This window comes from uncultured Arenimonas sp., assembly GCF_963976025.1.
Taxonomy (GTDB): Bacteria; Pseudomonadota; Gammaproteobacteria; order Xanthomonadales; family Xanthomonadaceae; genus Arenimonas.
On the sequence record NZ_CAXBJS010000015.1, the window covers coordinates 1 to 26,929 of the forward strand.

Genomic DNA, 26,929 nt, shown 5'->3' on the forward strand with positions numbered 1-26,929 from the left:
CGCCGCAGAACATCGTCATCGGGGGCCTCGCCGGCGCCGCGCCGCCGGCGCTTGGCTGGGCGGCGGTGAAGGGCTGGCCCGCGGGCGTGTCGTTCTGGGGCCTGGCCGGTGCGCCATTGCACTACGACCACGCGCTGCTGCTGGTGCTGATCATCTACGTCTGGACGCCGCCGCACTTCTGGGCGCTGGCGATCTTCCGCCGGGACGATTACGCCAAGGCGCTTATCCCGATGTTGCCGGTGGTGTACGGCGTCACCTACACGCGCTGGCAGATCCTGTTCTACACCGTGCTGCTGGTGGTGGTGACGGTGCTGCCCTACGTGGCCGGCATGAGCGGCGTGTTCTACCTGGGCGGCGCGCTGGTGCTGGGCGCGGTGTTCCTGTGGTACGCCATCCGCCTGCTCAACCCGCCCAGCGAGTGGTACGCGATGCAGGTGTTCAACTATTCGATCGTGTACCTGATGGCCCTGTTCGCCTTCCTGCTGGCCGACCACTGGCTGCTGCGCGACGCCGCGGCCATCGCCGCCCGGACCCTGGAGTTCGTGCCCGCTTGACATTTGGTTTTACAGGCGTAAATTGACCATCAATTACGCGTGTAAAGGAAATGACATGGCCGGGATCTCCATCAGCGAAGCCGAAAGCGAGGTCATGAAGGCCCTCTGGGCGGCCGGCGAGGCCACCGCCGAGGACCTGATCGCCGCCGTCGCCGGCCCGCAGGGCTGGGCCGAGGCCACCGTGCGCACCCTCATCAACCGCCTGCTGACCAAGGGCGCGCTGTCGGCCGAACGCGAAGGCCGGCGCTACCGCTACCGCCCCGTCCTTACCCACGAACAGTGGCTGGTCGAACAGTCCAGCGGCGTGCTCGAGCGCCTGTTCGGAGGCCGCGTGGCGCCGCTGGTCGCGCACTTCGGCGAGCAGGGCAAGCTGACCCGCCGCGATATCGACGAACTGCGCAAGCTCATCGAGGACTTCGACGATGGCCGCTGAAATTTTCGACTGGCTGCTGCGTTCGGCCTGGGCCCTGGCCGTGGCCACCTGCCTGGTGATGGCGCTGCGCCCGCTGTGGCGCCGCTGGCTGGGTGCCGGCGCGGTGCTGTGGCTGTACCTGCTGCTGCCGGCCGCGCTGCTGGCCACCAGCCTGCCGGGGCCGACGATCGTGGTCGACGAGCCGGTGGCCTACGAACCGGCACCGGGCCCCCAGGCCATGGCGCCGGCCGCACCGCTGCTTCGGCCGTCATTGCCGTCGGCCAACCTGTCCACTGGCCCATCCGTCGCCAGCCTGGCCTCGCATTCCCCCGCGTCGATCCCCCCGGTGTCCCGGGACCCGCAGGTCGGCGTGCTCACCGCCGCCCTGCTGGCCTGGGCCGCCGGGGCTTTGGCCCTGGCCGGCTGGCTGCTGGTGCAACAGCGCCGCTTCCGTCGCCGCCTGGGCGCGCTGCAAAAGCGCGACAGGGGTCTGTGGCAGGCCAGTGCCGACGACATCGGCCCGGTGGTGATCGGCCTGCTGCGCCCGCGCATCGTCGTGCCGGCCGATTTCGAGCAGCGCTACGACCCGCAGCAGCGCGAACTGGTGCTGGCGCACGAACGCGTGCACCTGCGCCGCGGCGACCTGCCCATGAACGCCCTGGCCTGCGCGATGCGCTGCGTGTTCTGGTTCAACCCGCTGGTGCACCTGGCCGCCGCCAAGCTGCGGCTTGACCAGGAACTGGCCTGCGACGCCGCCGTGCTCGCCCGACATCCCCGCGCCGGACGCGCTTACGCGACCGCGCTCTTGAATACGCAGCTGGCCGACCTTGGACTGCCGGTCGGCTGCGCATGGCAGTCCAGCCATCCCCTCACCTGGAGAATCTCCATGCTCAAGAAACCCCTGCCGGGAAGTGCCCGGCTGATGCTGGGCGCAGGACTCGCCGTACTTGCCAGCTCGGCCACCGCCGCGGTGATGTGGCAGCAGCAGCCGGCCACCGTCATCAGCCTGCCCGCTGTTTCCGTCGCCGCCGCGACCGCGCCGCTGCCGCCGCTGGCGGTCGAGGGCCGGATGCCCGCGCCGGCACCGTCGGCCGTGCCTTCGGTTGCTTTCGCCGCAGTCGCCGCTGCGCCCGTGGCAGCGCCGGCGCCGACAAGCCCGGCTTCTTCCGTGGCTCCGGTCGCCGCGCCTGGCCCGGCGCCGGCTTCGCCTGCCGTCGCCCCGGTGGCAGCGCCCGGCAAGACCGTAAGCACGCAAGCACCCCTGGCCACCGCCGTTTCCGGCGCTGCCTCCGCCACGGCCGGCGTCACCCAGCCGGAGCGCGCGCCGCTGCCCGCGCCCTTGTACGCGCAACGCATCTACGCCTACGCCGAGAACCCGCCGCTGCCGCCGCCGCCCATGCCGACGTCAGACTCCGGGCAGCTTGAGGTCACCGAACCCAAGGTGGTGCTGGTCGCCGGCGCCAATCCGGAAGCCGACTCGGCCGGCTACCAGCCGCCGAGCATCCGCCTGGCCAAGCCGGCCCGGCTGCCGTTCCTGGCCAGCGTGCGCCCGGAAACCCTGGTGGCCTACGGCATGGTGATGAAGGTGAAGGTCGACAAGTCGGGCAAGCCGGTGGACGTAAAGGTCCACGACAGCAAGCTCACCGATGTGTACGAGAGAAACGCCCTGGCGGCAGTGAAACGCTGGCGCTTCGAACCGGCTAGCCTGGCCGGCCAGCCGCAGGAAGCGACGGTGCTGGTCCCGGTGTGGTTCACGGGCACCTCGGTCAGCAACTTCGAATCCGAAGCCATGCGCCACCCGAGGCCGCAGTACCGCAGGCCGCCGCAGGTGGTCGCCGGTCAGTAATGGAAACGGGGACTGGTGCACTGCACCCGTCCCCAGCCGAGCTATTCGGCCAGCAGGTGCTTCTGCCAGAACAGCATTGCCGCCGCGCCGAAGTAGTCGCTGTTGCCCTTCTTGCGGAAGCCGTGGCCTTCGTCCTTGAACATCAGGTACCAGACCTCGCCGCCGTTGCCGCGCACCGCTTTCACGATCTGCTCGGCTTCGGTCCAGGGCACCCGCGGGTCGTTGTAACCCTGGGCCACGAACAGCGGTGACGTGATGCGATGGGCGTTGTTGAGCGGCGCGATGCGGTCGTGGAAGGCCTTGATCTCGGGAATGCGCTCGTCGCCGTATTCAGCGCGGCGCAGGTCGCGGCGGTAGTCCTCGGTGTTCTTGAGGAAGGTGCCGAAATCGGAAATGCCGACCACGTCGATGCCGGCGCGGATGCGCTCGGGGTAGTCCACCATCGACGCCAGCACCATGTAGCCGCCGTAGCTGCCGCCCATCACGCCCACGCGCCCGGCGTCGAGCTCGGGCCGGTTGCCGATCCAGTCGAGCAGGGCGCCGATGTCCTTCACCGAATCCTTGCGCAGCAGGCCGTTGTCCAGCTGCAGGTAGGTCTTGCCGTAACCGGCCGAGCCGCGCACGTTGGGCACCAGCACGGCCACCTTCATTTCGTTCAGAAGGAACTGCGTGGTCGGGTTGAAGGTCGGGAAGGCCTGCGACTCCGGGCCGCCGTGGATGCTCACCACCACCGGGAACGGGCCGTCGCCTTCGGGGCGGTAGTAGAAGGCGGGAATGGTGCGCGGCTTGCCGTCCACTTCGTCGAAGGTGGCGAAGCGCACCAGTTCGGGCGCGCGGAAGCGCGATGCATCCAGGCCGCCGACTTCGCTTTGTGTCCAGCGCGCCAGCTCACCGCCGGCAAGATCGACCACGTACACGTCGCTGGGCGAGGTCGCGCTGTTGAGCGTCAGCGCCAGGCGCTTGCCGTCGGGCGAGAATCCGAAGCCGCCGATCACCCCGATCGGCAGGTCCGGAAGCGCGACTTCCGCGTGGCCCGGCAAGGTCAGCACGTGCAGCTTGCTGATGCCGTCCTCGTTGGTGGCGTAGGCCAGGTGGCCGCCGCCCGGGGCGATGTCCAGGTCGGTCACGTCCCAGGGGATGTGGCCGCTGACCAGGGTCGGTGCGCCGCCGCGCGGGTCGTGGTGGTGCAGGGTCTGGAACTCGCGCTGCTCGTCGGAAACGTAATAGACGCTGCGGCCATCGGGCCCGTAGCGGAAGGCGCTGAAGCCGGCCTTGTCGCCGTCCACCGGGAACAAACGCAGCTTGCCGCTGGCCAGGTCCACTTCGCCGGGGTAGGCCTCGTTGATCGAGACGTACTTCATCACCAGCAGGCGCTTGCCGTCGGGCGAGAAGTCCATGGGGCGCCACATGCCGCCTTCCTGCAGCACGATGCGCGATTCACCGTCGGCCAGGTCGCGTACCCAGATGTCGTAGTCGCGACCGTTGCGCGCGGTGCTGGCCCAGGCCAGGTGGGTTGAATCCTTCGAGAAAAGCGGGCCGGCGTTCTGGCTGCGGCCGCCGTCGGTGAGCATGGTCGCTTCACGCGAGTCCAGGTCGTACCAGAACAGCTGCCAGAACTCGGAGCCGCCCACGTCCTTGCCGAACACGAAGCCGTTGTCGCCGGGCGTGGTGGTCACGGCCGACAGCGGTTCGTTGTAGAAGGTGATCTGTTCGCGCATGCCCAGCGGTTCGCGCACGCGGTGCACCTGGTTGGTTTCGCCGAAGCGCGTGCTGATCACCAGGCTGCCGTCGGGCAGCCAGCCCGAGAAACTGGCGCCGCGGGTGTTCTGGTAGCGGTTGAGGCGTTCGACCAGTTCGGCCGGGACATCCGGCAGGCTTTCGCTGATGCGGTTGCCGACTTCGATGCGTTCGACGGCCTTGCCGGGTTCGACGGGTTCGACCTGGGACTCGGCCAGGACGGGCGGCGCCAACAGCGCCGCGGTGAGCATCATCACGATCAGTCGCATGCGTGGGTTCCCCGCTGTGGTCAGACCCGCAGCATACCGCCGGGCCTGGCTACTCGCGAGGCGCGGAGGGATCAAGCAGGTTCTCGCCGGAAGTCTCGCGCTGTTCCTGGTCGATCTGGCGGTCGATGTCGTCGCGGGCGCGGGTGTCGACGGCGTTTTCACTTTCCGTTGACACCGGCGGGGCCGGTGCGGGTGCGGCTGCCGGCGCCTGGTTGCTTACCTGCACGCGGTAGGTCGGTTCGGGCATGTCCACGCCGGCGTGTTCAAGCGCAAGCTTCACGCGGCGGATGGCTTCGCCGGTGACGATACCGAAGTCGTGGCTGCGCTGGTCCACCCAGCCAAAAAACCGCAGCTTCACGCTGAAGTCGCCCAGCGCCATCACCTGCGCGCGCGGCGGCGGCTCGGCCAGCAGGCCGTCCATGCCGGCCAGCGCTTCGACGCCCAGCGCCTGGGCCCGGACCAGGTCTTCATTCATGCCGATGCCGACGTCGAACTCGAACCGCCGGCTGGGGTTGCGGGTGTAGTTGAGCGTGACGCCGCGAAAGACCATCGCATTGGGCAGGCGCAGGTGGTTGCCGTCGAGCGTCATCAGGATGGTCGCGCGCGAGGTCAGCGCGACGATCACGCCTTCGTTGCCGTCGATCACTACGTGGTCGCGCGGCGAAAACGGCTGGCGCAGGCTCATCAGCAGGCCGGCCAGGTAATTTTCCAGGATGTCCTTGAAGGCGAAGCCAAGCGCCACGCCCAGCACGCCGGCGGTGCCCAGCACCGCGCCCACCAGGGCGGTGGCGTTGAGGAGTTCCAGGGCCACCAGCAGGCCGGCCAGCAGCACCACCCAGCGCACCGTGGTGCGCGCGAGGTCCTGCATGAAAGGATTGCGGCGCGCGACGCGGCCCACCAGGTTGCGGCGCGACAGCCAGCTGCCCAGCAGCCAGGCCAGCACCACCACCACCAGGGCGACTGCCAGCAGCGGCAGGTAGCCGAGCAGGGCATTCGTTTCCTCGACCAGCCGTTCGAGGCTGGGGGCGAGCGCGGGGGTAGCATCGTTGGCCATCGGGTTTCCTCCGGGAAGCGGGCTGCTTTCGGTGTCAGCCCATGTTGGGCGGCCACAGCCCGTGCAGCAAGGCGGGCAGCCACAGGTTGCCGGAGCGCCGGTAGATCGTTCCGAACAACAGGCCGATGCCGAAGATGGCAAGCAGGCCAAGCCAGCGCGGGCCCTGCGGGTCGGTCAGGTAGTCCAGGTGCAAGGGACCGAAAGTGAAGGCCAGGTTGGCAAGCAGCAGTCCGGCCCAGGGACCGAATCGCCGGGTGAGCTCAGTCTGCAGCCAGCCGCGGTAGAGCAGTTCCTGGACCGCGCCCCAGGCCATGCCGGTCGCAAGCGAAAAGACCAGGAAGCCGGCGGTGCCATGCATCTGCCAAAGTGCCTGCAGGTGCGCGTGGAAGACCAGCGCGAACGCCAGGGCCGCCAGCGGCACGACCTGCAACAGGTACAAGCGTTCGCGTCGGGTCCAGTCGTGCCAGGGCCGCAGTCCGATATGTTCGAAGGGAAGTTTCAGCCAGGCCCGTTGAAGCAGGAGGAAGGCCAGCAGCAGACCGGCCACGAAGAGCGTGGGCCGGAGCGCGCCATCGAACAGGCGGATGCCCGCCAGGCCATGTCGCAGGGCGAAGAACAAGGCCACGGCGACCACGACGAACGCCACCAGCATTCGCAGCCCCTGCCACGCCGGGTACACCGGCGCCAGCGGGCGCTCGAAAAAAAGCAGGTGGGCCTTGATCGAATCAAGCCACAAGGAATTACCGTTGGGCCGGGTTCCCATCAGCGGGTCGTCAGCAGGTCCCGGAGCTCGGCCTTTTCCGCGTCCGTCAGGCTGACGCTGCCAACCTCGCGGATGCGGGTCTGCAGTTCCTCGACGCGCTGGGCGCGGACCTGGCGATCAAGCTGGACCAGGGCGTCGACCAGTTCATGGCCCCAGGCCGATTCTTCGCCGGGGAATCCCTGCAGCGCGAGTTTCTGCAGCGCCGCTTCTTCTTCGCGGCCGGCGAAGTGTTCGAGCACGGCGCCGGTGGTGATGCCGGGCCGGTTGCGCACCAGTTCCAGCAGTTCCACCAGCAGCGGGATGCCGGGCTGGCGCAGCACCGCGAACCGGTAGGGCGGCTGGATCACGTCGGAAAGCGTCGGCTTCTGCAGCAGCAGGGCGATGGCGGTGCGCACCAGGCTGCGCCGCGGTGCCGGGGCGTTGCCGCGACCGCCGCGCATGGACGGCGTGGCGCGCGTTGGCTCGGCGGCCGGCGCACGCTGGCCGACGCCGGTGAGTTCGGTCAGGCGCTGCTTCATCAAATCCAGGAAGGCGCCATCGGGAATGCCGGCGATCAGCGGCTTGGCCCGTTCGGCCAGGCGCGCCTTGCCTTCCATGCCGGCCAGGTTCACGTCCTTGGACAGTTCGTTGAAGAAGAATTCCGACAGCGGCGTCGCCTGCGCCAGGCGCGCGTCGAAACCGGCCGCGCCTTCCTTGCGCACGATGCTGTCCGGATCTTCGCCTTCGGGCAGGAACAGGAAAAACGCCTGGCGGCCGTCGCGCATGCGCGGCAGCACCGATTCGAGCGCCTTCCAGGCGGCGCCGCGGCCGGCGCGGTCGCCGTCGAAGCAGAAGTACACGTCGGCGGCATTGCGGAACAGCAGCTCGGCGTGGTCGGGCGTGGTCGCGGTGCCCAGCGTGGCGACGGCGGTGTTCACGCCGTACTGGAACAGCGCCACCACGTCCATGTAACCCTCGACCACGATCAGCCGCGGGATCTTCGCGTGCGCCTGGCGCACCTGCCACAGGCCGTAGAGTTCCCGGCCCTTGTGGAAGAGCGGGGTCTCGGGCGAGTTGAGGTACTTCGGGCCGTCGTCCTTTTCCATCACCCGGCCGCCGAAGGCGATGACGCGGCCCCGACGGTCGTGGATGGGGAACATGACGCGGTCGCGGAACTTGTCGTAGACGCGGCCGGCGTCGTTGCGCGAGAACAGGCCGACCTTTTCCAGCAGCGCCAGCCGGCGCTCGTCGGTGCCCAGGGCGGACTTCAGGCCTTCCCACCCGTCGGGCGCGTAGCCGATGGCAAAACGCGCCTGGTTTTCGCCATCGACGCCGCGGCGTTCGAGGTAGGCCCTGGCCTTGGGGCTTCCCTGCAGCTGCTGCTGGAAAAACTTCGCGGCGGCGTCCACGGCGAGATAGAGCTCGCGCGATTCACCCGACTCGTTGCGCTGGCGGGTGTCGCGCGGGACTTCCATGCCCACGCGCTTGGCCAGCTCCTCGACCGCGTCGAGGAACTCGAGGCGGTCGTAGTTCATCAGGAAGCTGATCGCGGTGCCGTGCGCGCCGCAGCCGAAGCAGTGGTAGAACTGCTTGGTCGGCGACACCGTGAACGAGGGCGAACGTTCGTCGTGGAACGGACACCGCGCCGAGTATTCCCGGCCCTGCCGCTTGAGCGGCACGCGCGAGCCCACCACCTCGACGATATCCGTCCGGGCGAGCAGGTCGTCGATGAAGGCGTCGGGGATGCGGGCCATGGACGCCTAGGATGCCACGGGGTGGGGTGTCAGCCGGCCAGGGACTTCTTGACCAGCTGGGAGACCAGGCCCATGTCGGCCTTGCCGGCCAGGCGCGGTTTCAGGACGCCCATCAGCTTGCCGATGTCGGCCGGGCCCGCAGCGTTGGATTCGGCCTTGGCGGCGTCGATGGCGGCCTGGATCTCGGCCTCGGACATCTTCGCCGGCAGGTAGGCCTCGAGCACGCCCAGCTCGTAGCGTTCGACCGCGGCCAGGTCTTCGCGGCCGGCGGCTTCGTACTGGCTGATCGAGTCCTTGCGCTGCTTGACCATCTTTTCCAGCACGGCCAGCACCAGCGGGTCGGTCATTTCGACGCGCTCGTCGACTTCCTTTTGCTTGATCGCGGCCAGGATCAGCCGGACCACGCCCAGGCGGTCCTTCTCGCCGGACTTCATCGCGGCCTTCATGTCTTCGGTCAGCTGGGTCTTGAGGCTCATCGGGGTTCTCCGCAGGTCAGGCAGGGACGGCGCCGGCTTGGCGCCAGAAACACAAAAAGCCGGCCACGCTCGCGCGTGCCGGCTTTCTGGCAAGCAACGCGGCTCAGTACAGGCGCTGGCGCTTGGTGACGTCGCGCGAGCTGCGACGCAGCTGGCGCTTCACCGCGGCGGCGGCCTTGCGCTTGCGCTCCTGGGTCGGCTTCTCGTAGTACTCGCGCTTGCGGGTTTCGGCGAGGACACCGGCCTTTTCGCAAGTGCGCTTGAAGCGACGCAGCGCAAACTCAAACGGCTCGTTTTCGCGGACTTTGACAGACGGCATGTTCGATTCCTGGGATCTATGGATGTCGCACGGCAACACCGGCGAGCCGCGTATGATACGCGGGTCCGGCGCCGGCAGGCAAGCCAGCCCCGCCTTTTTTCCTTGAATCCCCACCGAAAGCCCCAAAAAACAGGCACATGCGCGTCCTGGGTATCGAAACCAGCTGTGACGAAACCGGCGTGGCGGTGTACGACACCGACCGCGGCCTGCTGGCGCACGCCCTGTTCAGCCAGATCGCCCTGCACGCCGAATACGGCGGGGTGGTGCCCGAACTGGCCAGCCGCGACCACGTCCGAAAGCTGCTGCCCCTGGTCCGCCAGGTCCTGGCCGAGGCCGGCCTGGCCCCGGCCGACCTCGACGGGGTGGCCTATACCGCCGGCCCCGGCCTGGTCGGCGCGCTGATGGTCGGTGCCGCCACCGGCCGCGCCCTGGCCTGGGCCCTGGACCTTCCCGCCGTGGGCGTGCACCACATGGAAGGCCACCTGCTGGCGCCCCTGCTCGAGGACCCGGCCCTGAAGCCGCCCTTCGTGGCCCTGCTGGTCTCGGGCGGCCACACCCAGCTGGTGGAAGTGGCCGCCGTGGGCGATTACCGCCTGCTGGGCGAAACCCTGGACGATGCCGCCGGCGAGGCCTTCGACAAGACCGCCAAAATGATGGGCCTGCCTTACCCCGGCGGCCCCGAACTGGCCCGCCTGGCCGAATCCGGCCGCCCCGGCGTGTTCAGCTTCTCCCGGCCGATGACCGACCGGCCCGGGCTCGACTTCAGCTTCTCCGGGCTCAAGACCCAGGTGCTGCTGGCCTGGCAGGCATCGGACCAGACCCCGGAAACCCGCGCCGACATCGCCCGGGGTTTCGAGGACGCCGTGGTCGAGACCCTGGCGATCAAGTGCCAGCGCGCGCTCGACGCCACCGGCGCCCGCACCCTGGTGGTGGCCGGCGGCGTCGGCGCCAATGTCCGCTTGCGCGAGCGCCTGCACGCGCTGGCCTCGAAACGCGCTGCCCGCGTCTGTTTCCCGCGCCCGGCCTTCTGCACCGACAACGGCGCCATGATCGCCTTCGCCGGCGCCCTGCGGCTGATGGCCGGCCAGCACGAGGCCCCGGTCGTCACCGTGACGCCACGCTGGGACATGGCAAGCTTGCCGCCCGTTTGAGCAGGAACTGACATGGACAAGGTTTTCATCGAAGCGCTCGAGATCGAGTGCGTCATCGGCATCTACGACTGGGAGCGCAAGATCCGCCAGCCGGTCGTGTTCGACATCGAGATGGCCTTCGACAACACCCGTCCGGCCGCCACCGACGACATCAAGGACACGCTCGACTACAAGGCCGTCAGCAAGCGCCTCATCCAGTTCGTGTCCGAATCCGACTTCGGCCTGGTCGAGTCCCTGGCCGAACGCTGCGCCGCGATCATCCTGGAAGAATTCGGCGTGCAGCAGGTGCGCCTGAAGTTGTCCAAGCCCGGCGCCGTGCGCGGCTCGCGCGCGGTCGGCGTGATCATCGAGCGCCAGCGCACCGCGTGAGCACCGCCTGGCTGAGCCTGGGCAGCAACCAGTCGCCGGCCGACAACCTGGCCGGCGCCGCCCGCGCCCTGCGCGAAGCGTTCGGCGACGTGGTTTTTTCGCCGGTTTACCGCACGCCGGCAGTGGGCTTCGACGGCCCGGATTTCCTCAACGCCGCCGCGATCATCCGCACCGACCTGCCGCCGGTCGAACTCAATGACTGGCTGCATGCGCTTGAAGACCGCTTCGGCCGCGACCGCAGCGGGCCGCGTTTTTCCAGCCGCCCGCTGGATATCGACATCGTCTTCTACGATGACCTGGTGCTTGAAGGCCCGGGCAACCTGAAACTGCCGCGGCCCGAGCTGCAGCACGCCTTCGTGCTCAAGCCGCTGGCCGACATCGCGCCCCTGCACCCGGTGCCCGGCGACGGCCGGACGCTGGCGCAACTCTGGGCGGCGCACCCGGAAAACGTCGCGCCGCCGCTGGCCGAAGCACTGGACCTCGCCGCCGCGTCCTGAGCCCGGCGCGGGGCAGGGGTGACTTCCGGCCTTGCGGCGGCGCAGCAACACCGCATAATCAGGGCCGTCATTCGGGGAGGAAGACGCCATGTTCGACAAGATTTCGCGCAGCTGGCACCTGGTCAAGGCCAGCGCCGGCGTGCTTCGCACCGACAAGGAACTGCTGCTGTTCCCGGTCATTTCGGGCTTCGCCACGCTGCTGGTGGCGCTGACCTTCCTGGTGCCGGTGCTGGGACTGCGCATCTTCGAAGGCGGCGAAATCGGCCCGGCGGGTTTCGTGGTCGGCTTCCTGTTCTACGTCTCGCAGTATTTCGTCATCTTCTTCTTCAACACGGCCCTGGTGGGCGCGGCGATGATCCGCCTCGAGGGAGGTGATCCGACCGTGGCCGACGGCCTGCGCATCGCGCGCTCGAAGATCGGCGTGATCCTGGGTTACGCGGCCATCGCCGCCACCGTCGGCATCGTGCTCAAGGCCCTGGGCGAACGCGCCGGCTTCCTGGGCCGGATCATCCTCAACCTGGTCGGCATGGCTTGGACCTTCGCCACCTTCCTGGTGGTGCCGATCCTGGTGACGCGCGACGTCGGGCCGATCGATGCGGTCAAGGAAAGCGTCACCCTGCTCAAGCGCACCTGGGGCGAAAACGTGGTCGGCAACGTCGGCATCAACTTCGCCTTCGGCCTGATCACCACCGCCGTGGTGGTGCTGGCGATCGCGATGGTGTTCGGCGCGGCGATGCTGGGCGGCCCGAAGCTGGCGACGGTAGCCGTGGTCATCGGCGTCATCGCGGTGGCCCTGGTGGCGGTGTTCCAGGCGGCGTTGTCGGGCGTCTATTCCGCCGCGGTCTACCGCTACGCCGTCGACGGCCAGGCCCCGGAAGGTTTCTCCGGCGGCGAACTGCAGGCCGCCTTCCACCAGAAGTAATCCCTCATTGTAGGAGCGCCTTCAGGCGCGAATCCCTTCTTTGCCGAAGGCAAAGTCAAAAGATTCGCGCCTGAAGGCGCTCCTACGGTTCTGCCGCGGATCAGATATTCAGCGACCGCCCGCCGTCGACGCGGATCACCTGTCCGGTGGTGTAGCGCGCGTCCTGGATCAGCCAGCGCACCGCTTCGGCCACGTCGTCGGGTTCACCCGCGCGCCCGAGCGCCGTACTCGCCAGCATCGCCTGCTTCTCATGCTCGGCCTTGCCTTGTTCGGGCCACATCACCGCGCCGGGCGCCACGGCGTTCACGCGGACCTCCGGGCCCAGCTCGCGCGCCAGCGACTGCGTCATCATCAGCAGCGCCGCCTTGGCCATGCAGTAGATGGTGTGCGCCGCGAGCGGGCGTTCGCCGTAGATGTCGGCCAGGTTGACGATGGCGCCGCCCGCCTGGCGCAGCAGCGGCGCCGCGGCCTGGGCCAGGAAAAACGGCGCGCGTGCGTTGGCGGCGAACAGCTGGTCCCAGTCGTCCGGCGTCGCGTGGCCAAGGGGGGTGGGGTAGAAGGCGCTGGCGTTGTTCACCAGCGCGTCGAGCCTTCCGAAGCGCTCGTCGCAGGTCGCGACCAGGCCGGGCAGGGCGCCGGCGTCGCCCAGTTCGGCCTGCAGCACCAGCACGCTGCCCGGGCGTGCGCCCTCAAGTTCCGCCGCCAGGGCCGCCATCTCGGCGCCTGAGGCGCGATGGTGCAGGGCCAGGTCGAAGCCGGCGGCGTGCAGCCGGCGGGCGATGACGGCGCCGACGCGCTTGGCGGCACCAGTGATCAGGGCGACGGGACGGTCGGTAGGCATTCAGGAGCTCCGCGGGTTTGCCGGTATCCTGCGCGTTGGCCGATGAAGATTCCAACATGAGTGCAAGAATGCCGGCGCCCGGCGCCGATGCCCGGGCCCACAGCGACCGCCTGCTGGCCCTTATCAAGGACCAGGTCGCCGCCGCGGGCGGCGCGATTCCGTTTTCCCGCTACATGGAGCTGGCGCTGTACGCGCCGGGCTTGGGCTATTACAGCGCCGGTGCGCGCAAGTTCGGCGCCGCCGGCGATTTCATCACCTCGCCCGAGCTCGGCCCGGTCTTCGCCGAATGCGTGGCGGCCTGCGCGGCCGATGTTTTCGGCCAGCTGGGCGGTCGCGCGGAGTTCCTGGAACTGGGCGGCGGCAGCGGCGCCTTCGCCGAAGCGGCGCTGCGCCGGCTGGACGAGCTCGGTGCGGTACCGGCGCGTTACCTCATCCTCGAACCCAGCGCCGACCTGCGCGAACGCCAGCTCGAACGCCTGCGCGCGGCGCTGCCCGCGCGCCTGTTCGACCGCGTGCTCTGGCTCGACGGCCCGCCGGAAAAAACCTGGCGTGGTTTCCTGTTCGCCAACGAAGTCATCGACGCCCTGCCGACCCCGCGCTTCGCGATCCGCGACGGCGAAGTGTTCGAGGAATACGTGGCCCTGGACGCCGACGGCGAACTGACCCGCGTCGACCAGCCGGCCGATGCCCTGCTGCACGCCGCCGTGCGCCACGCCGAACGCGACATCGGCATGCCCTTCGCCGAAGGCTACCGGTCGGAGCTGCTGCCGCAGCTGCCGTACTGGATCCAGGCCGTGGGTGGCCTGCTGCACGACGGCGTCATGCTGTTCATTGACTATGGTTACCCGCGCCGCGAGTACTACCTGCCCGAACGCGACGACGGCACCCTGGTCTGCCACCGCCAGCACCACGCCCACGGCGATCCCTTCGACCTGCCCGGCCTGACCGACATCACCGCCTTCGTGGATTTCACCGCCCTGGCCGAAGCCGGCGTCGGCGCCGGTTTCGACCTGGCCGGCTACAGCGCGCAGGCGAGCTTCCTGATCAATTCCGGTCTGCCCGAACGCCTGGAGGCGATCGAGGCCATCGACGACCCGGTGGCCCGGCTGGCGCGCACCAACGAAGTCAAACGCCTCACCCTGCCCGGTGAAATGGGCGAACGTTTCCAGGCGATGGCCTTCCAGCGCGGCGTCGACATCCGGCCACTGTTTGCGCGCGGCGACCTGAGCCGGCGGCTGTGACGATGCGCGGCTTTGCCGTTCCCGGGCTGTGGCTGGCGCTTTGGCTGCTGGGCTGGGTGCTGTGCATCGTGCTGTCGCTGATGCCGGCGGTGGACCTGCCCGGGCCGGCGCATTCGGACAAGATCGGCCACTTCCTGGCCTATTTCATTCTTTCGGCCTGGGCGGTGTGGACCTTCCGCAGTCGTCGTGCGCACCTGCTGGCGGCACTGGCCCTGGTCGCATTGGGCGTCGCGATGGAATTCGCCCAGGCCAACCTGACCAAGGTGCGCCTGGGCGATGTGCGCGATGCGCTGGCCAATACGCTGGGCGTGGCGGTCGGTCTGTCGCTGACGTTCACGCCGCTGCAGTTCGCGCTTGAGCGCGTTGACCGCAAGCTCTTTCGCACAAGGAACATGTAGGAGCGCCTTCAGGCGCGAATCTTTTGACCTGGCCTTTGGCCAGGAAGATATTCGCGCCTGAAGGCGCTCCTACAGGGGTTTTGAATCCCTGGCGGCTTTGATGGCCTCGATGCGCGCCTTGCGCAGCCATTCGCCGACCGCCGGGCCGCTAAGGCCCTTGGCCACCGCATGCCCGGCCGACACCGCCGCGGCGGCGGCGTGCAGCGTCACCAGCAGCTGCGCCGATGGGTAGTCGGCGTCTTCGCGGCCCAGCCGGCCGCGTGAATCGGCTTCGCAGACCAGCGCCAGCTGGCGCACGCGTTCGGGCTTGCGGAAGGCGTCGCAGCGCGACAGCAGCTCGTGCACGGTGTCCGGGCGCAGTTCGGCCAGGCGGTGCACGTTGAGGTGCTCGCGGCAGCAGATCTCGGCGACCGCAGCGTACTCGGCAGGCAGCCTGTAGCGCGCACACACCGCGCGCAGCGGCCGCACGCCGGAGTGTTCGTGGCCGATGTGGCGGGGCAGTTTGTCCTTCGGTGTAAGCGCCTTGCCCAGGTCGTGGGTCAGCGCACAAAAGCCCACCAGCGCGTCGCCCGGCGCCAGGCGCGCCGCCATGTCCATCACCATCTGCACGTGCACGCCGGTGTCCACCTCCGGGTGGTATTCCGGGCGCTGCGGCACGCCGTACAGCGCGTCCACTTCCGGCAGCAGCTTCGCCAGGGCGCCGCACTCGCGCAGCAGGGCTATTGCGGCGGAAGGGCGGGGCATTTCCAGCGCCTTCTTCAGCTCCTGCCACACCCGTTCGGGCACCAGGTGGTCGACTTCGCCGGCGGCGACCATGTTGCGCATCAGCGCCAGCGTTTCCGGCGCCACCGTGAAACCCAGCGGCGCGAAGCGCGCCAGGAAACGCGCCGCGCGCAGGATGCGCACCGGGTCTTCGGCGAAGGCCGGCGACACGTGGCGCAGCACGCGCGCCTCGACGTCGGCCGCGCCGCCAAAAGGATCCGTCAGCCTGCCGTCTTCGGCCTGCGCGATGGCGTTGATGGTGAAATCGCGCCGGGCCAGGTCCTGGTCCAGGCTGACGTCGGGCGCTGCGTGGAAAACAAAGCCGCGGTAGCCGGGCGCGGTCTTGCGCTCGGTACGCGCAAGCGCGTGTTCTTCCCTGGTTTCCGGGTGCAGGAACACCGGGAAGTCCTTGCCCACCGGCAGGTAGCCGGCGCGGATCATTTCCTCGGGCGTACTGCCCACCACCACCCAGTCGCGGTCGCCCACCGCCTGGCCGAGCAGCCGGTCACGAACGGCGCCGCCGACCAGGTAGCGCTTCATCGGTTCAGCGCGCCGCGCGGAAGCGCTGGTAGCGGGCCTGGCGCTCGTCCACGTGGCCCAGGATCACCGGCAGCTTGTCGGCGACGCGGGTGGCCGGGATGCCCAGGCGGTGCAGGCCGTCGATGCCGCCGACCGAGTCGGTCATCAGCGAGCGGAAGTTGTCGGACGAAAACGGCTTGCCCGGCACGAAGTCGAACACCAGGGCCTGCAGCCGGCCCAGCGCATCGGGCAGCGGCAGCACCCAGCGGCGCAGGCCCATCTGGCGCGCGGTCAGCCTGACGATCTCGCCCAGGGTGAAGACGTCGGGCCCGTAGAGTTCGTAAACCTCGCCGCGGCTGCCGCGCAGGTGCAGGCAGCGGCGCATCGCCTCGACCACGTCGCCCACGTACACCGGTGCGAACTTCGCCTTCGCCCGCGCCAGCGGCATCACCGGCGCCAGGCGCAGCAGGGCGGCGAAGCGGCAGAACAGGCCATCGCCCGGGCCGAACACCACCGAGGGTTCGAAGATCGTCCAGTCCAGGCCCGAGGCCTTCACCGCCGCTTCGGCTTCGCCGCGCGACTTGAGGTAATGGCTGCGGCCGCGGCCGGCGTTGAGCGAACTCATCTGCAGCAGGCGGCGCACGCCGGCCAGCTGCATCGCGGCGATCACCAGCTTGGTCAGCTCCACGTGCGCGCGGCGGAAGCCGCGGCCGTTGTCGCCCTTTTCATTGAGGATGCCGACCAGGTTGACCACCGCGTCGGCGCCGGTGAACGCGGCGCGCAGCACGTCCGGGTCGTACACATCGACCTCGCGCAGCGCCACGCCCGGCGGCAGCAGGCGATCGTAATGCGGGCCCAGGTTGCGGCTGAGCAGAGTGACGGTATGGCCGTCGGCGGCGAGGCGGGCGACCAGGTGGCGACCGATGAAGCCGGTGCCTCCCAGGACGACGATGTTGAGCGGAGTCATGGCGTGGAGTCTGGACCTGTCGGAAGGGGGCAGGCAAAGGGGCGGCGGGCGGACGTGGCGACGGTGCGGCCGAGCATGCGCTCGGTCACCGGCACCGCGGTGCCGTCGAGCCGCCAGTCATAGATGACGCTGAAGGCAAGCACGCGGGCGACGTACTCGCGGGTTTCCTTGTAGGTAACGGTTTCGATCCACAGGTCCGGGTCGAAGCCGGGGCGGTCCCGGTTCCACCGTTTCACCGGTGCCGGGCCGGCATTGTAGGCGGCGATGGCCTGGTAGGCGATGCCCCCGTGGTCGTCGAGCTCGTGGCGCAGGTGGGCGATGCCCAGCACCATGTTGGTTTCCGGGTTGTACAGGCTGGCCGCGCCGGTCCAGGCGAGCCCCAGCTTGCGCGCGGTGCGTTCGGCCGTGGACGGCAGCAGTTGCATCAGGCCCATGGCGTTGGCGTGCGAACGCGCGCGCGGCATGAAGGCGCTTTCGGCGCGGGTCTGGGCGGCCACCCAGGCCGGGTCGACGCCGTGGCGGCGGGCTTCGCGGCGCAGCACGTTTTCGTGGTGCAGCGGGAAACGCAGCGAGTAATAGCGCAGGTCGTCGGGCTTGTCGCCGATGGTGAACACGGCGCGGTCGTACCAGTGCGCGTCGCGGGCGAATTCGATCGCCACCTTGCGCTCTTCGTCGCTCAGTTCCTGCAGCAGCGCGGCCCATTCGCGGATCGCCGGCATCCGGCGGTCGATGGTGTGCAGTTCCAGTGCGCGCGCCAGGCCGGGGTGGGTGGCGACGCGCTCGCGCAGCGCGGCATCGGTGGACGGTTCCAGCGGGCACAGCGCGTAGGCCCGGCCGAGGCGGTCGGCGGCCAGGAAGCCGTGGAAGGTGGCGGTGCCGGCGGCCTTGGCGAACAGCGCGCGTGCGGGTTCCTTGCGGCCCAGGCGTTCGAGCACGCGGGCCTCGAAATATTGCCAGCGCGGGTCGTTGCGCTGCGCCGCGGGCATGCGCGACAGGGCATCGAGCGCGCCGGCGTCGTCGCGGCGGTTCAGGGCTTCGCGCACGCGCCATTCGTGCAGGCGTTCGTCGTAGGCGCTGGCGGGCACGGCGGCCAGGCGTTCGCGCGAACCGGGCAGGTAGGACGCCACGGTCCACAGCGCCACCTGGTAAAGCACCTTGCCGCGTTCGGCTTCGTCCAGGCCCAGGGCCTTTTCCAGCGCCGCCAGGCGGGTTTCCGCCTCGTCCGGCGACTTGCGCGCCAGCCGGGCCAGGCCTTCGGCGGCGACCGCGCGGCTGCGCGCGTCCTTGGGCCAGGCGGCCGCGCCGTCGTGGGGTTTGTCGATGAAGTCGGCGTAGCTGTTGGCGCGCGTGGTTTCGGCGGCCGGCAGGTCGCGGGCCAGGAAGCGGGCCAGGCCGGTCTGGCCGGCCAGCAGCGCCAGGTCGATGCGCTGCCAGCGTTGTTCGCGGTTGATGTGGCCCAGGCCCTGCAGCGACGCCAGCGGCGCGTCGCAGGTCGCGGGCAGGGATTCGGGCGTCAGCCACAGCGCGCGGCCATCGGCGACCCACTGGGCGTCGGTGGCGCCGGTGGCCAGGCGCGCGGCCAGGTGGGCGCAGCGCAGCTCGACCGATTCCGAAGGCTGGTAGTCGGCCAGGAAGTCGGCCCAGCGGCGGTTGGCCGCCAGGTGCTGCAGCCAGGCCGTGCGCAGCCAGTCGCCGGCGGCCAGGCCGTCATGACGCGACAATACGGCGCGCACTTCCCGCGCCGGCGCCGAGGCCAGCTTGCGGCGCATCTGGGTCACTTCCACCCAGGGCAGCAGCGGGTGGTCCTGCACGCGGGCCAGGTCGGTTAGGCTCAGCTGCCCCTGGTCGGCCAGCCGGAAGGCTTCAAGGATGGCCGGACGCTGCGGGCCCAGGTCCGGCGGGCGCACCTGTGCCGCCACGTTCGTGGCCAGGACCGCCGCCAAAAGACAGGTAAGAATTCGCCTCGACATGCCCCAGAGTCTAGCCCATGCCCCCTGAGTCCCCCGAGCCGTCCCGGGTCGCGTCCGCATGATCGCCACCTGGGCGATTTACCTGGCCCTGGGCGCGCTGGCCGGCGTGCTGGCCGGCCTTCTGGGCATCGGCGGCGGCCTGGTGCTGGTGGCGGCCCTGGTCTGGCTGCTGCCCGGCCAGGGCGTGCCGGCGGACCAGGCCGTGCACGTGGCCCTGGCCACGGCCCTGGCCAGCATCGTTCTGACCGGCCTGTCTTCGGCGCGCGCCCATCACCGGCGCGGCAGCGTGCTGTGGCCGACGGTGGCCTGGCTGGTGCCGGGCCTGCTGCTGGGCGGCTGGCTGGGCAGCGGCCTGGCGGTGCGGCTGGAGGACACCTGGCTGAAGCTTTTCATCGCCGCCTACTGCGGCCTGGCGGCGGTGCAGATGGCCCTGGACTGGCCGCGGGCGCGCGCCGAACGCCCGGATCCGCCGCGGGGTCCCGGGTATTCGCTGGCCGGGTCCGGCATCGGCGCGGTGTCGGCTCTGGTCGGCATCGGCGGGGGCTCGATGACCGTGCCGCTGCTGGTCTGGCGCGGCGTGCGGCCGGTGCGCGCGGTTGGTACCTCGAGCGCCTGCGGCGTGGCCATCGCGATTTCCGCCGCAGCCGGATATGCGCTTCAGGCGGCACCCACCGGCCTGCCGGCCGGCAGCTGGGGTTATGTGTACCTGCCGGCCGCCGCCGGCATCGCCGTGGCCTCGGTGCTGGCGGCGCCGATGGGCACGCGCCTGGCCCACCGGCTCAGCGGCCCGGCCCTTCGCCGGGTGTTCGCGGCCTTCCTGGCCCTGGTCGGACTGAGCATTTTTCTCGCCCCCTGAACAAAACCGCCGGTTTTGTGCAGCCCCGCTAACAGGGTGAGAAAATGTGATGCTTGTCGCGTTTTGACGCTTTCTTTACAACTGCAGGTGGGCCAGCGCATTGGGGGCAAGGCGCCGGTGACTCCAACCAAGGGAATCGTCATGAAGACCATCCGTAACTCCCGCCTGAGCCTGGCGGTCCGCGGTGCGTTGCTGTTCGCGCTGGTGCCTGCCGTGGCCTTGGCGCAGGACGACACCGACGAACAGATCAAGACCCTCGACCGCGTCGAGGTCACCGGTACCCGCATCAAGACCTCGGAAGCAGAGGGCCTGGTGCCGGTGCAGCGCATCACCCGCGAGGACATCGACCGCAGCGGCCTGACCTCGATCGGCGACGTCGTGCAGGCGCTCACCGGCTCGGGTTCGGCGCTCAACACCAAGTTCAACTCCAGCGGCAACTTCGGCTTCCCGCCGGACGGCAGCGGCGTCGGCGCGGGTTCCGCGCAGGCCGACCTGCGCCACCTGGGCTCCAAGCGCGTGCTGGTGCTGGTCGACGGCGTGCGCTGGGTCAACGAAGCCTCCGCCTCGGGCGTGGGCGCGGCGACCGACCTCAACACCATCCCGCTGGCCATCGTCGACCGCATCGAAGTGCTCGAAGACGGCGCCTCGTCGCTGTATGGCTCGGACGCCATCGCCGGCGTGGTGAACATCATCACCCGCAAGAATTTCGACGGCCTGTCGCTCAATGCGCAGGTGGGCCAGTACGGCGAAGGCGACGGCACCACCAAGTCGCTGGACGTGGCCTGGGGCTGGAACACCGACCGCGCCAACGTCTTCCTGGGCCTGAGCTACACCGACCAGGACGTCATCTACTCGCGCGACCGCGCCCAGGCGAGCTTCCCGGTGCCGGGCACCGGCGTGGCCTTCGGCAGCTCGGCCACGCCGACCGGCCGCTTCATCTTCATCGACCCCAATACCAACGAGGTATTTGACATCACGCCCAACAACGGCGCCAGCAGCCCGACCTTCGATCCCAGCCAGACCGGCTGCACGCGCACCGACGACTACCACTGCTTCTCGACCGCCGACCGCTTCAACTTCTCGCAGTTCAACCTGCTGCTGACGCCGTCCGAACGCCTGGGCGCCTTCGGCCAGGTGCGCTTCGACTTCAGCGATTCGGTCAGCGGTTACGCCAAGGTGCTGTTCAACCGCCGCGAGTCCACCAACCAGGCGGCGCCCGAGCCCTGGTTCCTTGGCCCCGAGGCCGGCACGGGCAATCCGCTGGCCGACAACATCTTCATTTCGGCGCTGAACCCGTTCAATCCGTTCGGCTTCGACCTCGATTCGGCCACCAACCTGATCCTGATCGGCCGTCGTCCGGTCGAGGGTGGCGCGCGCGTGTTCGAACAGGAAGTCGACACCTGGTACGTCGGCGCCGGCCTGGAAGGCGTGATCGACGCCAACCGCACGCTGTACTGGGACGTCAACGTCGCCTTCAGCGAAAACAAGGCCCAGCAGACCAACTTCGGCAGCTACAACATCCGCAACATCGCCCTGGCCCTGGGCGACCCGGCGGCCTGCGCGGCCGTGGCCGGCTGCACGCCGCTCAACATCTTCGGCGGCCCGGGCACCATCACCCCGGCGATGCTGGCCTGGATCCAGCCGGTGGTGCGCGACCGCAGCCAGAACGAACTGGCCCTGGTCACCGCCAACCTCTCGGGCAGCCTGTTCGACCTGCCGGCCGGTTCGGTCGACTTCGCGGCCGGCCTGGAACACCGCCGCCTGGAAGGCTGGTACCAGCCCGATGCGCTGACGGTGGCCGGCGACTACAACGGCGTGCCCTCGCTGCCGACCGCAGGCGAGTACGACGTCAGCGAGCTGTTCTTCGAGCTCAACTTCCCGCTGCTGGAAAACACCGAGATCGGCCAGCGCCTGGACTTCACCCTTGCCGGCCGTTACTCCGACTACTCCACCGGCATCTCGGAGTTCACGCCCAAGTACGGCCTGCGCTTCCAGCTCGTGGACGAACTGGTTTTCCGCGCCAGCTACGCCGAAGGCTTCCGCGCACCGTCGATCGGCGAACTGTTCGGTTCGGCCAGCCGCTTCGACGCCCAGCTCAACGACCCGTGCTCGACGCCGCTGCTCGACCCGTCCCTGGCCGGCAACTGCGCCACGCTGGGCGTGCCGGCCAACTACCAGCAGCCGAACCCGCAGATCTCGATCACCACCGGCGGCAACGACCAGTTGGACCCGGAGTCGTCCGAAAGCTTCTCGGCCGGTTTCATCTGGAGCCCGTCCTTCCTGGAAGACTCGGAGTTCGCCGAGCGGGTGGATTTCGAAGTCACCTACTACCGGCATGACATCGAGGGCGCGATCCAGGCGATCGACGCGCAGACCCAGCTCGACCTGTGCGTGCAGACGCTCGACGCGCTGTACTGCAACGGCATCACCCGCGCGCCGACCGGCGGCATCAACGGTTTCAACAACCGCCTGACCAACCTGGGCACGATTGAAACCGACGGCTGGGACGTGGACCTGTTCTGGGTGTTCCCGGAAACCGACTGGGGCAAGTTCTCGGCGGCGTGGCGCAACACCTTCGTGGGTGACTACGAAGCGGTGGGCGCGGCCGGCCAGGTGCAGCCGCAGGGCCCGGGCATCGAGGTGGTGGACAGCGCGATCCCGGAGTGGACCTCGAACTTCACGCTCGACTGGAAGAGCGGCAACTGGAACGCGGCCTGGACGGTTCGCCACATCAGCGAGCTGCGCGAGGAGTGCGGCAACGCGGTCAGCTTCCCGGTGTGCTCGAACCCGGCGACGGGTACCAACGTGCTGGACGCGATCACCTACAACGACCTGCAGCTGGGCTACCGCTTCGGCAACGGGGAAGGCCTGGGCCTGACCTTCGGCGTGAACAACGTGTTCGACGAAGACCCGCCGATCTGCCTGTCGTGCTCGCTCAACGGCTACGACGCGTCCACCTACGACATCCCGGGTGGCCGCTTCTACTACCTGCGGGCCGACATCAAGTTCTAGTCCCGAAGGCGTTCAAGACAGAAGGGCCGGCGCTCACACGCCGGCCCTTTTTTTGTCCGGGTTATTTGGGGCGCAGCTCGACGCCGACGGCCATGTGGTCGGAGCCGGCGGCGGGCACGGCCTTGTAGTCGAGCACGTCGAAGCCGCCGACCAGGATGTGGTCCAGGCAGCGCTGCGGGGCCCAGCTGGGGAAGGTGCAAACCCGTTCCGGCGGCGGCTCGAGCGAGGTTTCGCGGTACAGCGCGCGCATTTCCGGCGCGTCGAAATCGCAGTTGAAATCGCCCATCAGCACCAGTCGTGATTCCTCCGACAGCAGGTCGGCCAGGAAGCCCAGCTGCAGCTGCCGCGACTTCACGCCCAGCGACAGGTGGGTGATGGCCAGCGTCCAGGCCTTCTTGCCCTTGCCGTATTTCGCCAGCAGCACGCCGCGCCCGGCGATGCGGCCGGGCAGGGCGTAGTCGAGCATTTCGGTCGGCTCGACCCGGCTCAGCAGCGCGTTGCCGCTGCCCGCGATGCGCGAGATGCGCCGGTTCGGCTGGTGGCTCCAGAACGGGAACTGCGCCTGTTCGGCCAGGTAGTCGGCCTGGTTGGTGAAACCCGAACGCAGGCTGCCCGGGTCCGACTCCTGCAGCCCCACCACGTCGTAATTGCTGGCCATCTTCGCCAGCGCGTCGAGGTTGATGCGCTTGCCGTTGGGCAGCACGTGCGACCAGCTGCGGGTGACGTAGTCGCTGTAGGCGCGCGTGCTCGAACCGGCCTGGATATTGGCGCTGAGCAGGCGCAGGCGGTCGTTGGCGGCTTCGGGCGGGACGGCGGACATGTCTGACATGTTGGGGCGCCCCGGCCGTGGCGGCAAGGCGAAAAAGGAAAAGGGCCGCGTTTGCGGCCCCTTTCGTTCAGCTTTTTGCCGGCGCGCCGTTCAGGGCGTGCTGCCGGCGCGCTCGTGCGCGACCAGCCAATCGACCGTATCGAGCAGGCCCTGCATGCCCCGGTCGCCCGTGGCCATGGCGCGGTACTTGCCGTTGACGATGATCATCGGCGTGGCGTCCACGCCGCCGCGCAGCGCGAACTGGCGGGCGCGGTTGAGCTTGGCGGTGACCGCGAAGCTCTGCATCGTCGACAGGAAGGCCTCGCGGTCGGCGCCGTAGGCGGCGTACCAGTCGGCGATTTCCTCGGGCGAGGCGCTGGTGAACTTGCGCTCGATCAGCACGGCCTTGAACAGGTCGTCGTGGGTCTTGTCCACCAGGTTCATCGCCTGCGCGGCGTAGTAGGCGCGGGCGAAGTTGTCGCTGACGCCGCCAAACACGCCCGGCACGTACTCGAAGCGCACGTCGGCCGGCTGGTTCGGCTTCCAGGTGTTGAGCAGCGGCTGCAGGTTGGCGCAGTGGATGCACATGTACGAGAACACCTCGGCGACCTCGATGCCACCCTGGCCGATGGTCGGCATCGGTTCGGCCAGCGGCTCGTAGTCGGTGCCCAGGCGCGGGGCGCGGGCCGGGTCAACCACCGGCGGGGCCGGGCGCGGGGTTTCGGCGGCGGCTTCGGCTTCGGCCGGCGCAGCTTCTTCGGCCGGCGCTTCGGCGGTGGCTTCGGTGGTTTCGCTGGCGGTGGCTACTTCGGCCGGGGCCTCGGGCTGGGCCGCTTCGGGCGCGGGTGCTTCGGCGGCCGGGGCGGACACCGGGGCCGGCGCCGTGGCGGCCGGGGCGGTGGCGGGGGCGTCGGTGGCCGACTCGCCGCAGGCGGCCAGGGCCAGGGCGAAAATCAGGGGCAGCAGGCGCTTCATGGACGGGTGGCTCCTTGGAAGGGTCGCCTACCTGACCACGGCCGGCAGGCAAAGGTTCAATCCGCGGCGGCCCGGGCGGGCCGCCGCGTCACGTTTTTCAGCCCTGCGGCTGGCCGGCGGCCACGGCGTCGGCCGACGGGGTGTCGGCGGCGTTGTGCAGGCCTTCGATGTAGCTGGCCAGGGCCTGGATCTCGTCGTCGCTCAGGCTGGCGGCGACGCCGGCCATGATGGCGTTGGCATTGGCGTCCTTGCCCCAGACCTTGCCGTCGCGGAAGGCGGTGAGCACGGTGGCGGTGTAACCGGCGTGCTGGCCACCCAGGGACGGCCAGGCCGAACCCGGGTTGCCCGAACCCGCGGGGCCGTGGCAGGCGGCGCAGGCCGGCACCGAGCCGTCGGCCTTGCCGAAGCGGAAGATCTGCTCGCCCACCGCGTAGAACTTGCGGTCGGCGTAGGGGCCTTCGGCGATCACGGTGTCGTCGGCCACGCCCGGAATGACCTTCTGGCTGGCGAAGTAGGCGCCGATGTCGCGCATGTCCTGGGCGCTCAGGCCGGCCGCGAAGCCGAGCATGATCGCGTTCTCGCGCTCGCCGTTCTTGTACAGCGACAGCTGGCGGGCGATGTAGCGCTCGTGCTGGCCGGCCAGTTTGGGGTACTGCGGATCGGCGGAGTTGCCGTCCACGCCGTGGCAGGCGGCGCAGGCGATGGCCTTGCCGGCGCCGGCCTGTGCGTCGCCGTTCGTGGCCTTGCCGGCACCGACCTCAAGCGCTTCGATCGGCGCCGGCACGGCTTCGGGGGCCGCCGAGACTTCGGCTGCGGCCGGCTGCGCGTCGGGTGAAACCTGCGGGGTGGCCGAAGCAGGCGGCGGGGTCTCCACTTCCGTCTCCTGGGCCACGACCACGGCCGACAAGGCCAGGGCGGCGGCGACACCAAGGATGCGCGTGAACTTCATGGGCTGCTCCGGAAAGCTGGTTTCAAGGGAATGAAGGGCTTGCGCGACGGGCGCGCAGGAAGGCGCGGATTATCCCAGCCGGTGGCCGCGACGGTCAATTAAACCGGGGCCATGGCGGGGCCAAGGCTGGTCAGGAAGGCCGGCAGGGGCCATGCTTGGCGCCTTTCCCGCCCCGGCGAGCCCCGATGTCCAACGCCCTGGCCCGAGCCAAATACGTTGATTCCGTGCATTCCCTGCGCCAGCTGCCGCCCGACGACGGGCGTGAAGTGGTGTTCGCGGGCCGTTCCAATGCCGGCAAATCCAGCGCCCTCAATGCCCTGACCAACCAGAAGGGCCTGGCCCGGGTGTCCAAGACCCCGGGTCGCACCCAGGCGCTGAACTACTTCGAGGTCGATCCGGGCCGGTTCCTGGTGGATTTGCCGGGTTATGGCTACGCCAAGGTACCCGAGGCGATGCGCGAGGCCTGGAAGGGCATGATCAACCGCTATTTCCACGAGCGCACCTCGCTCAAGGGCCTGGTGGTGGTGATGGACATCCGCCACCCGCTGCGCGAATACGACCTGCAGATGCTCGACTACGTCGTCGAGCGCGAGTTGCCGGCGCATTGCCTGCTGACCAAGGCCGACAAGCTGGGCCGCGGTGAGCAGGGCAACGTCCTGCAAAAGGTCCGCAAGGAACTCGCCGGCCGCGCCACTGCCCAGGTCTTCTCCGCCGACGCCAAGATCGGCCTCGACGAAGCCCGCGCCGTGGTTACGGGGTGGCTGGAGGTCTAAACCGACCCTTCCCGGAGCCGCGGATCCATGCGGCCGCGCGCCCAGTCGACCAGGGCGTTGATGACCACGATGGCGGCGCCGACGACGAGTACGACGCCCAGCACCAGGGTGTAGTCGCGGTTGAGCGCGCCCTGCACGAAGTAGCGGCCGATGCCCGGGATGCCGAACACCTGTTCGACCACCGCCGAGCCGCTGACCACGTTGATCAGTGCCGGGCTCAGCCAGGCCACCACCGGCAGCAGCCCGGGCCGCAGCGCGTGCACGAACAGCCGCCGCGCCCCGGAAATGCCGCGCCCGCGCGCCGCGCGCAGGTAGTCGGCGCCCAGTACTTCCATCAGCGACCCGCGGGTGAGCCGCGCGCAGTAGGCCAGGTTGGGCAGCGCCAGCGCGACGACCGGCAGCACCACGCTGCGCCAGCTGCCGTCCCAGCCGCCGGCCGGCAGCCACTGCAGGCCCACGGCGAATACCAGCACCAGCAGCGGCGCCACCACGAACTTCGGAATCGAAAGGCCCAGCCCGGCACCGAACATCAGCACCCGGTCGGTCCAGCTGCCCGCCCGCAGCGCCGCCCACACGCCCAGGGGCACGCCCAGGCCCAGCGCCAGCAGCAGGGCCAGGCTGCCATTGATCACGGTGATCGGCATCGCCGCGGCCAGCAGCTCGCTGACCCTGTAGTCGGGATACTGGAAAGACGGGCCGAGATCGCCGCGCACGACGTCGGCCACCCAGTAGGCGTATTGCAGCGGCAGCGGCTGG

The 26,929-nt window shown here is 69.4% G+C and carries 26 protein-coding genes; 12 read left to right on the forward strand and 14 right to left on the reverse strand.

Annotation, left to right across the window (positions count from 1 at the left end):
* The 3 genes from AACZ35_RS02125 to AACZ35_RS02135 all read left to right on the forward strand — a co-directional run.
* Positions 1-554, forward strand: a 554-nt coding sequence (locus AACZ35_RS02125; protein WP_339825499.1) for a UbiA family prenyltransferase, incomplete at its 5' end; no start/stop codon positions are given.
* Positions 555-618: 64 nt separating this feature from the next.
* Complete coding sequence (locus AACZ35_RS02130; RefSeq protein WP_339825558.1) at positions 619-987, forward strand: BlaI/MecI/CopY family transcriptional regulator; 369 nt, start codon at positions 619-621, stop codon at positions 985-987.
* The gene (locus tag AACZ35_RS02135; RefSeq protein ID WP_339825502.1) at positions 977-2,812 is read left to right on the forward strand and encodes a TonB family protein; all 1,836 of its coding nucleotides are present in this window, start codon (positions 977-979) and stop codon (positions 2,810-2,812) included. The genes AACZ35_RS02130 and AACZ35_RS02135 overlap by 11 nt, the downstream gene beginning before the upstream one ends.
* 41 nt (positions 2,813-2,853) lie before the next feature.
* Here the strand turns inward: AACZ35_RS02135 and AACZ35_RS02140 are convergent, their stop codons facing one another.
* The 6 genes from AACZ35_RS02140 to rpsU all read right to left on the reverse strand — a co-directional run bounded on the left by AACZ35_RS02140 (position 2,854) and on the right by rpsU (position 9,163).
* Positions 2,854-4,818 (reverse strand): prolyl oligopeptidase family serine peptidase, encoded by a 1,965-nt coding sequence (locus AACZ35_RS02140; protein WP_339825505.1) that lies wholly within the window; start codon positions 4,816-4,818, stop codon positions 2,854-2,856.
* Positions 4,819-4,867: 49 nt separating this feature from the next.
* Positions 4,868-5,872, reverse strand: a complete 1,005-nt coding sequence (locus AACZ35_RS02145; protein ID WP_339825507.1) for a mechanosensitive ion channel family protein — start codon at positions 5,870-5,872, stop codon at positions 4,868-4,870.
* Positions 5,873-5,906: 34 nt separating this feature from the next.
* Positions 5,907-6,608, reverse strand: a complete 702-nt coding sequence (locus tag AACZ35_RS02150) for a CPBP family intramembrane glutamic endopeptidase (protein ID WP_339825510.1) — start codon at positions 6,606-6,608, stop codon at positions 5,907-5,909.
* 26 nt (positions 6,609-6,634) lie between these two features.
* The gene (gene dnaG / locus AACZ35_RS02155) at positions 6,635-8,368 is read right to left on the reverse strand and encodes a DNA primase (RefSeq protein WP_339825513.1); all 1,734 of its coding nucleotides are present in this window, start codon (positions 8,366-8,368) and stop codon (positions 6,635-6,637) included.
* 29 nt (positions 8,369-8,397) lie between these two features.
* Positions 8,398-8,844: a GatB/YqeY domain-containing protein gene (locus tag AACZ35_RS02160; protein WP_339825515.1), complete on the reverse strand. Its 447-nt coding sequence runs from the start codon at positions 8,842-8,844 to the stop codon at positions 8,398-8,400.
* Positions 8,845-8,947: 103 nt separating this feature from the next.
* Positions 8,948-9,163 (reverse strand): 30S ribosomal protein S21, encoded by a 216-nt coding sequence (gene rpsU / locus AACZ35_RS02165; protein ID WP_034223607.1) that lies wholly within the window; start codon positions 9,161-9,163, stop codon positions 8,948-8,950.
* Positions 9,164-9,300: 137 nt separating this feature from the next.
* On the opposite strand from rpsU, the gene tsaD reads away from it, so the two are divergent.
* From tsaD to AACZ35_RS02185, 4 genes are all read left to right on the forward strand, one after another.
* On the forward strand, positions 9,301-10,314 hold the full coding sequence (tsaD, locus tag AACZ35_RS02170) for a tRNA (adenosine(37)-N6)-threonylcarbamoyltransferase complex transferase subunit TsaD (RefSeq protein WP_339825523.1): 1,014 nt from the start codon (positions 9,301-9,303) through the stop codon (positions 10,312-10,314).
* Positions 10,315-10,326: 12 nt separating this feature from the next.
* Positions 10,327-10,683, forward strand: a complete 357-nt coding sequence (folB, locus tag AACZ35_RS02175; protein WP_339825525.1) for a dihydroneopterin aldolase — start codon at positions 10,327-10,329, stop codon at positions 10,681-10,683.
* Complete coding sequence (gene folK / locus AACZ35_RS02180; RefSeq protein ID WP_339825528.1) at positions 10,680-11,180, forward strand: 2-amino-4-hydroxy-6-hydroxymethyldihydropteridine diphosphokinase; 501 nt, start codon at positions 10,680-10,682, stop codon at positions 11,178-11,180. The genes folB and folK overlap by 4 nt, the downstream gene beginning before the upstream one ends.
* Before the next feature lie 88 nt (positions 11,181-11,268).
* Positions 11,269-12,102, forward strand: coding sequence for a DUF6159 family protein (locus AACZ35_RS02185; RefSeq protein ID WP_339825530.1), 834 nt, complete (start codon positions 11,269-11,271; stop codon positions 12,100-12,102).
* Positions 12,103-12,202: 100 nt separating this feature from the next.
* Here the strand turns inward: AACZ35_RS02185 and AACZ35_RS02190 are convergent, their stop codons facing one another.
* The gene (locus AACZ35_RS02190; RefSeq protein WP_339825532.1) at positions 12,203-12,943 is read right to left on the reverse strand and encodes a pteridine reductase; all 741 of its coding nucleotides are present in this window, start codon (positions 12,941-12,943) and stop codon (positions 12,203-12,205) included.
* A 56-nt stretch (positions 12,944-12,999) separates the two neighbouring features.
* Here AACZ35_RS02190 and AACZ35_RS02195 point away from each other — a divergent pair, with 56 nt between their 5' ends.
* On the forward strand, positions 13,000-14,184 hold the full coding sequence (locus AACZ35_RS02195) for an SAM-dependent methyltransferase (protein ID WP_339825534.1): 1,185 nt from the start codon (positions 13,000-13,002) through the stop codon (positions 14,182-14,184).
* A 2-nt stretch (positions 14,185-14,186) separates the two neighbouring features.
* Complete coding sequence (locus tag AACZ35_RS02200) at positions 14,187-14,582, forward strand: VanZ family protein (protein ID WP_339825537.1); 396 nt, start codon at positions 14,187-14,189, stop codon at positions 14,580-14,582.
* Between the two features lie 69 nt (positions 14,583-14,651).
* On the opposite strand, the gene AACZ35_RS02205 is transcribed toward AACZ35_RS02200, so the two are convergent.
* The 3 genes from AACZ35_RS02205 to AACZ35_RS02215 are packed head-to-tail and all read right to left on the reverse strand — an operon-like array spanning position 14,652 to position 18,800.
* Positions 14,652-15,884, reverse strand: a complete 1,233-nt coding sequence (locus tag AACZ35_RS02205) for a multifunctional CCA addition/repair protein (RefSeq protein ID WP_339825539.1) — start codon at positions 15,882-15,884, stop codon at positions 14,652-14,654.
* Positions 15,885-15,888: 4 nt separating this feature from the next.
* A complete protein-coding gene (locus tag AACZ35_RS02210) occupies positions 15,889-16,830 on the reverse strand; it encodes a complex I NDUFA9 subunit family protein (RefSeq protein ID WP_339825542.1) in 942 nt (313 codons plus the stop codon).
* Positions 16,827-18,800, reverse strand: a complete 1,974-nt coding sequence (locus AACZ35_RS02215; protein WP_339825545.1) for a transglycosylase SLT domain-containing protein — start codon at positions 18,798-18,800, stop codon at positions 16,827-16,829. The genes AACZ35_RS02210 and AACZ35_RS02215 overlap by 4 nt, the downstream gene beginning before the upstream one ends.
* Before the next feature lie 58 nt (positions 18,801-18,858).
* On the opposite strand from AACZ35_RS02215, the gene AACZ35_RS02220 reads away from it, so the two are divergent.
* Positions 18,859-19,656, forward strand: coding sequence for a sulfite exporter TauE/SafE family protein (locus tag AACZ35_RS02220; RefSeq protein WP_339825547.1), 798 nt, complete (start codon positions 18,859-18,861; stop codon positions 19,654-19,656).
* 141 nt (positions 19,657-19,797) lie between these two features.
* Positions 19,798-22,668, forward strand: a complete 2,871-nt coding sequence (locus AACZ35_RS02225) for a TonB-dependent receptor (protein ID WP_339825549.1) — start codon at positions 19,798-19,800, stop codon at positions 22,666-22,668.
* A gap of 61 nt (positions 22,669-22,729) precedes the next feature.
* Here the strand turns inward: AACZ35_RS02225 and AACZ35_RS02230 are convergent, their stop codons facing one another.
* The 3 genes from AACZ35_RS02230 to AACZ35_RS02240 form a co-directional block, all read right to left on the reverse strand.
* Complete coding sequence (locus AACZ35_RS02230; protein WP_339825560.1) at positions 22,730-23,446, reverse strand: endonuclease/exonuclease/phosphatase family protein; 717 nt, start codon at positions 23,444-23,446, stop codon at positions 22,730-22,732.
* Positions 23,447-23,587: 141 nt separating this feature from the next.
* A complete protein-coding gene (locus AACZ35_RS02235) occupies positions 23,588-24,451 on the reverse strand; it encodes a thiol:disulfide interchange protein DsbA/DsbL (RefSeq protein ID WP_339825550.1) in 864 nt (287 codons plus the stop codon).
* Between the two features lie 97 nt (positions 24,452-24,548).
* A complete protein-coding gene (locus tag AACZ35_RS02240; protein ID WP_339825552.1) occupies positions 24,549-25,400 on the reverse strand; it encodes a c-type cytochrome in 852 nt (283 codons plus the stop codon).
* Positions 25,401-25,585: 185 nt separating this feature from the next.
* Between AACZ35_RS02240 and yihA the strand changes: the two genes are divergently transcribed.
* On the forward strand, positions 25,586-26,173 hold the full coding sequence (gene yihA / locus AACZ35_RS02245) for a ribosome biogenesis GTP-binding protein YihA/YsxC (protein WP_339825554.1): 588 nt from the start codon (positions 25,586-25,588) through the stop codon (positions 26,171-26,173).
* Here yihA and AACZ35_RS02250 read toward each other — a convergent pair.
* The coding region (locus tag AACZ35_RS02250; RefSeq protein WP_339825556.1) for an ABC transporter permease subunit at positions 26,170-26,929 on the reverse strand (760 nt) is incomplete at its 5' end. The genes yihA and AACZ35_RS02250 overlap by 4 nt on opposite strands.

What these genes read in the sequence shown, in the direction of transcription:
- AACZ35_RS02135 (WP_339825502.1), top strand. Translation starts at nt 977, where the DNA reads ATGGCCGCTGAAATTTTCGACTGGCTGCTGCGTTCGGCCTGGGCCCTG.
- AACZ35_RS02140 (WP_339825505.1), bottom strand. Translation starts at nt 4,818, where the DNA reads ATGCGACTGATCGTGATGATGCTCACCGCGGCGCTGTTGGCGCCGCCC.
- AACZ35_RS02145 (WP_339825507.1), bottom strand. Translation starts at nt 5,872, where the DNA reads ATGGCCAACGATGCTACCCCCGCGCTCGCCCCCAGCCTCGAACGGCTG.
- dnaG (WP_339825513.1), bottom strand. Translation starts at nt 8,368, where the DNA reads ATGGCCCGCATCCCCGACGCCTTCATCGACGACCTGCTCGCCCGGACG.
- AACZ35_RS02160 (WP_339825515.1), bottom strand. Translation starts at nt 8,844, where the DNA reads ATGAGCCTCAAGACCCAGCTGACCGAAGACATGAAGGCCGCGATGAAG.
- rpsU (WP_034223607.1), bottom strand. Translation starts at nt 9,163, where the DNA reads ATGCCGTCTGTCAAAGTCCGCGAAAACGAGCCGTTTGAGTTTGCGCTG.
- tsaD (WP_339825523.1), top strand. Translation starts at nt 9,301, where the DNA reads ATGCGCGTCCTGGGTATCGAAACCAGCTGTGACGAAACCGGCGTGGCG.
- folB (WP_339825525.1), top strand. Translation starts at nt 10,327, where the DNA reads ATGGACAAGGTTTTCATCGAAGCGCTCGAGATCGAGTGCGTCATCGGC.
- AACZ35_RS02185 (WP_339825530.1), top strand. Translation starts at nt 11,269, where the DNA reads ATGTTCGACAAGATTTCGCGCAGCTGGCACCTGGTCAAGGCCAGCGCC.
- AACZ35_RS02190 (WP_339825532.1), bottom strand. Translation starts at nt 12,943, where the DNA reads ATGCCTACCGACCGTCCCGTCGCCCTGATCACTGGTGCCGCCAAGCGC.
- AACZ35_RS02195 (WP_339825534.1), top strand. Translation starts at nt 13,000, where the DNA reads ATGAGTGCAAGAATGCCGGCGCCCGGCGCCGATGCCCGGGCCCACAGC.
- AACZ35_RS02200 (WP_339825537.1), top strand. Translation starts at nt 14,187, where the DNA reads ATGCGCGGCTTTGCCGTTCCCGGGCTGTGGCTGGCGCTTTGGCTGCTG.
- AACZ35_RS02205 (WP_339825539.1), bottom strand. Translation starts at nt 15,884, where the DNA reads ATGAAGCGCTACCTGGTCGGCGGCGCCGTTCGTGACCGGCTGCTCGGC.
- AACZ35_RS02210 (WP_339825542.1), bottom strand. Translation starts at nt 16,830, where the DNA reads ATGACTCCGCTCAACATCGTCGTCCTGGGAGGCACCGGCTTCATCGGT.
- AACZ35_RS02215 (WP_339825545.1), bottom strand. Translation starts at nt 18,800, where the DNA reads ATGTCGAGGCGAATTCTTACCTGTCTTTTGGCGGCGGTCCTGGCCACG.
- AACZ35_RS02220 (WP_339825547.1), top strand. Translation starts at nt 18,859, where the DNA reads ATGATCGCCACCTGGGCGATTTACCTGGCCCTGGGCGCGCTGGCCGGC.
- AACZ35_RS02225 (WP_339825549.1), top strand. Translation starts at nt 19,798, where the DNA reads ATGAAGACCATCCGTAACTCCCGCCTGAGCCTGGCGGTCCGCGGTGCG.
- AACZ35_RS02235 (WP_339825550.1), bottom strand. Translation starts at nt 24,451, where the DNA reads ATGAAGCGCCTGCTGCCCCTGATTTTCGCCCTGGCCCTGGCCGCCTGC.
- AACZ35_RS02240 (WP_339825552.1), bottom strand. Translation starts at nt 25,400, where the DNA reads ATGAAGTTCACGCGCATCCTTGGTGTCGCCGCCGCCCTGGCCTTGTCG.
- yihA (WP_339825554.1), top strand. Translation starts at nt 25,586, where the DNA reads ATGTCCAACGCCCTGGCCCGAGCCAAATACGTTGATTCCGTGCATTCC.